General features: G+C 66.0%; 3 protein-coding genes. 2 read left to right on the top strand and 1 reads right to left on the bottom strand.

Translation table 11 applies throughout. The features are described 5' to 3' along the window. On the bottom strand, positions 1-556 hold a 556-nt coding region (locus VE759_RS16650; RefSeq protein ID WP_414687938.1), incomplete at its 3' end, for a hypothetical protein. Positions 557-701: 145 nt separating this feature from the next. On the opposite strand from VE759_RS16650, the gene VE759_RS16645 reads away from it, so the two are divergent. Continuing rightward, complete coding sequence (locus VE759_RS16645) at positions 702-1157, top strand: hypothetical protein (RefSeq protein ID WP_324934412.1); 456 nt, start codon at positions 702-704, stop codon at positions 1155-1157. A gap of 563 nt (positions 1158-1720) precedes the next feature. Beyond that, a partial coding sequence (locus VE759_RS16640; RefSeq protein ID WP_324934410.1) for an AMP-binding protein occupies positions 1721-3710 on the top strand: 1990 nt, incomplete at its 3' end.

Raw genomic sequence — 3710 nt, 5'->3', positions numbered from 1 at the left:
CCTCGCATCGGTGCATGAACGAGCCAAGTGCCACGAACTCGGATGAGCCGTCCTTCGACCGCGCATCCTGCACCCGGACAACAACATCCGGACCGGCCGGGCCTGGCTTACCGTCGGGCAGCTCGACTTTCCAGACCCCGTCCCCGCCGTTGCCCCGGCCCTGCTTGAGGACCAGGCGGCCCATCTGCCCGAGGCGGTCAGGGAATCCGCGGGCGAACTCGCCCGCGGACCGATACAGGCCGGTGTCGCTGCCCCAGCCGAGGTCACGGGTGCGGTAGAGGATCTCCTTGGTACCCATCTGAAGGATCACGTCGGGATGAGCCGACACCCAGACACCTTTCGATGACACCTCGCGCAAGAGCGGATCTAGCAGGACGCGGCTGACCCCGTCCTGGATGGGATTCACCCACACCAGGACGCCATCGAGGGTCAGTAGCTGCTGCCGGACCTCATCGACGGCATCGTCGCTGTAGGCGACCGGGTCGATAATCACAGGCAACCTGCCGAACGCGTCATACAGCGGCTCGAGGCCCCGATCCGCGGGTGGCAATGGCACCTCAGCTCGCCGGTCACCTCGCCATAGCACCCCGATACGCAGCGCTTCTTGCTCCTGCCTCACGATCACATAGCTCCCTTGCCTCGACACTCATCCCCGCTGCTGCAACCATGGTTACACCATACGTTGCAGCCCGGGCTCCCGCTTGACGGCGTCGGGTTTCGACGCCACGGCCACACGATGGAGGTGGCGGTCGCGACGGTGGATACCGGCCGTCGTCGTCGCGGCGCTGGTCGCGGCGCTGCTGGTGGCATGGACGGTGCCGTTGCGGTCGGTGGCCGAGGTCGCGTTGCCCGGTGACGGTTGGTGGTTCGACTACGCCAGCCAACTCGGCAACGCCCGCCGCCGCGACTTCGAGGGCTCGCGAACGATGCAGCCATGGTTACACTGGATTCGGGCGGCTGGGACCTACTCGTCACCATACGAAGGCACCGTGTTCGGCCGGCCATTGGGTTTCGCACTGCGCGACATCGGGTTGCCCGACGTATATCTCTGGCACGTATCTCTGGCACGGCGAACTCGACCGCGAGGTGCCGATGAGCACGGCCCGCGCGCTGGCGGTGAACTGCCGCGCTGCATGGCCACGTACTACCCGCGATGAGGGGCACATCTCGGTCATCGTCAACCACGCCGAGCAGATCGTGAAGTCCCTGACGACCAGCCCAGCCGCCGAAAGCTAGCCCAGACGGCGCCGGCCTAGATCCGCGGTATATCGCGCCGGTCGCCCGGGGTGGCGAAGGTCACCGAGAAGACACAAGAGCGCGTACGCAACCGTGGTTACACTCGAGTCGGTTGGACCTCATTCGTCGTCACCGCCGACGGGTCGGGTAGCGCACAAAGAGGGATCGTGAGTTCAAGACAGCAATCGCCGAGGTATACGGCGTCGGTAACCACAACGGCACCGCCGGGCGGGGCGCCGCCAACCGGCGACGGATCCGCCCGGACCGCGGAGCCGGCGCATGCTCGACCGGCGGCCGACCAGGACACCCAGCTGCCAGCAGCCGCACGGCCCGGGCATCGACGCGCAATGTCTGCGGGTTCGTAATTCGTGACCACCACGTCACCGTGACCGAGCGGCCGCACGTTGGCCGTCGGATCGATCGATCGATCGGAGGACGCAACGTCGTGCCGCCAACTTCCACACCGATTACCTAGGGAACTCTGATGTCATTTGATACGCGTGAAGAGCGGCTCGCGCGCCGAATTGCCGATCTGTACGCCACTGACCAGCAGTTCGCCGATGCCCGGCCGAGTGATGCGATCACCTCGGCGGTCGAGCAACCCGGGCTGCGGTTGCCGGAGATGGTGCGCACGGTCATGGAGGGCTATGCGGAGCGGCCCGCGCTCGGGCAGCGCGCGGTGCACCTTGTCGAGGACCCGGCGACTGGGCGCACCTCAATGGAGCTGCTGCCGCGGTTCGACACCTTGAGCTACCGGGAATTGTGGGAGCGTGCCGGCGCGGTCGCGAGCGCCTTTGCCGCCGATCCAACACCCTCGGTGAGCCCTGGCGATCGGGTTTGTGTGCTGGGTTTCGCCAGCGTGGATTACACGATTGTTGATGTGGCGTTGGTGCGGACAGGCGCGGTGTGCGTTCCGCTGCAGACCAGCGCGCCGGTCAATGAACTGCGGCCCATTGTCGTGGAGACCGAACCGAGCGTGATCGCCGCGAGCGTCGACTATCTCTCCGACGCCGTCGAACTGGTGCTGACCGGGCATGCGCCTGCGCGGCTGGTGGTGTTCGACTACCACCCCGAGGTGGACGACCAGCGCGAGGCGTTTGAAGCCGCGCGAACGCGGTTGGCGGAAGCGGGCAGCCCGGTGGTTGTGGAGACGCTGGGTGACGTGCTCGACCGCGGCAAGACGCTGCCTGCCGCGCCGCTGTTCCTCTCCGATGACGACGATCCGCTGACCCTATTGATCTACACCTCCGGTAGCACCGGAGCACCCAAGGGCGCGATGTACCTCGAGCGCCGGGTCATCAACCTCTGGAGGGGGTTAAGCCGCGCGGCGTCGGGTCAGCAGAGCGCGGAGCCGTCGATCACGCTCAGCCTAATGCCCATGAGCCACATGATGGGCCGCGTGATCCTGTACGGGACCCTGTCTAGCGGCGGCACCGCATATTTCACGGCCAAGAGCGACCTTTCCACCCTTTTGGAAGACCTCGCTGTGGTACGCCCCACCCAACTGAGTTTTGTTCCGCGGATCTGGGACATGTTGTTTCAGAAGTTCCGGAGTGAGGTGGACCGGTGCTCATCCGTCGGCGCCGATCGGGCGGGCGTCGAAGCACAAGTTATGGCCGAACAGCGGCAGAACCGGCTCGGCGGACGGTTCGTCTCAGCCACGACGGGCTCCGCGCCGACCTCGGACGAGCTGAAGGCGTTCGTCGAGTCCTACCTCGACCTGCATCTGGTAGAGCTCTACGGCTCGACCGAGGCGGGCTCGGTCTTCGCCGACGGGCGGGTGCGACGCCCGCCGGTGATCGACTACAAGTTGGCCGATGTGCCCGATCTGGGTTACTTCCACACCGACCAGCCGCACCCCCGCGGCGAGCTGCTGGTCAAGTCGCGCGACTTGTTCCAGGGCTACTACAAACGGCCGGATGTCACCGCCGGGGTGTTCGACGCGGACGGCTACTACCGGACCGGAGACATCGTGGCCGAGGTGGGTCCGGATCAGCTGGCTTATGTCGACCGCCGCAACAACGTGCTCAAGCTCTCGCAGGGCGAGTTCGTGACCGTGTCAAAGCTGGAGGCGGTGTTCGGCGATAGCCCGCTGGTGCGGCAAATCTACATCTACGGCAACAGCGCACGCGCCTATCTGCTGGCGGTCGTCGTGCCCACGCCGGAGGCACTGTCGCGCTGGCCTTCTGCCGAGCTGAAGCCGCTGATCAGCGACTCACTGCACAATGTCGCGAAAGCGGCCGGACTGCAGTCCTATGAGATCCCACGCGACTTCATCGTGGAAACCACGCCCTTCACCACAGAGAACGGCCTGCTGACCGGCATCCGCAAACTGGCGCGACCCAAGCTCAAGGAGCACTACGGTCCGCGTCTGGAGCAGCTGTACACCGAGCTGGCCGAGGCTCAGGTCAACGAGCTGCGGGCACTGCGCGAGGGCGGCGCCGATGCGCCGGTGCTGCAGACCGTCAGCCGGG

This window comes from Mycobacterium sp., from assembly GCF_035640695.1.
In the GTDB taxonomy this organism is placed as follows: Bacteria; Actinomycetota; Actinomycetes; order Mycobacteriales; family Mycobacteriaceae; genus Mycobacterium.
The sequence above is the reverse complement of the archived record's forward strand: the minus strand, read 5'-3'. Positions and strand labels throughout refer to the sequence as shown.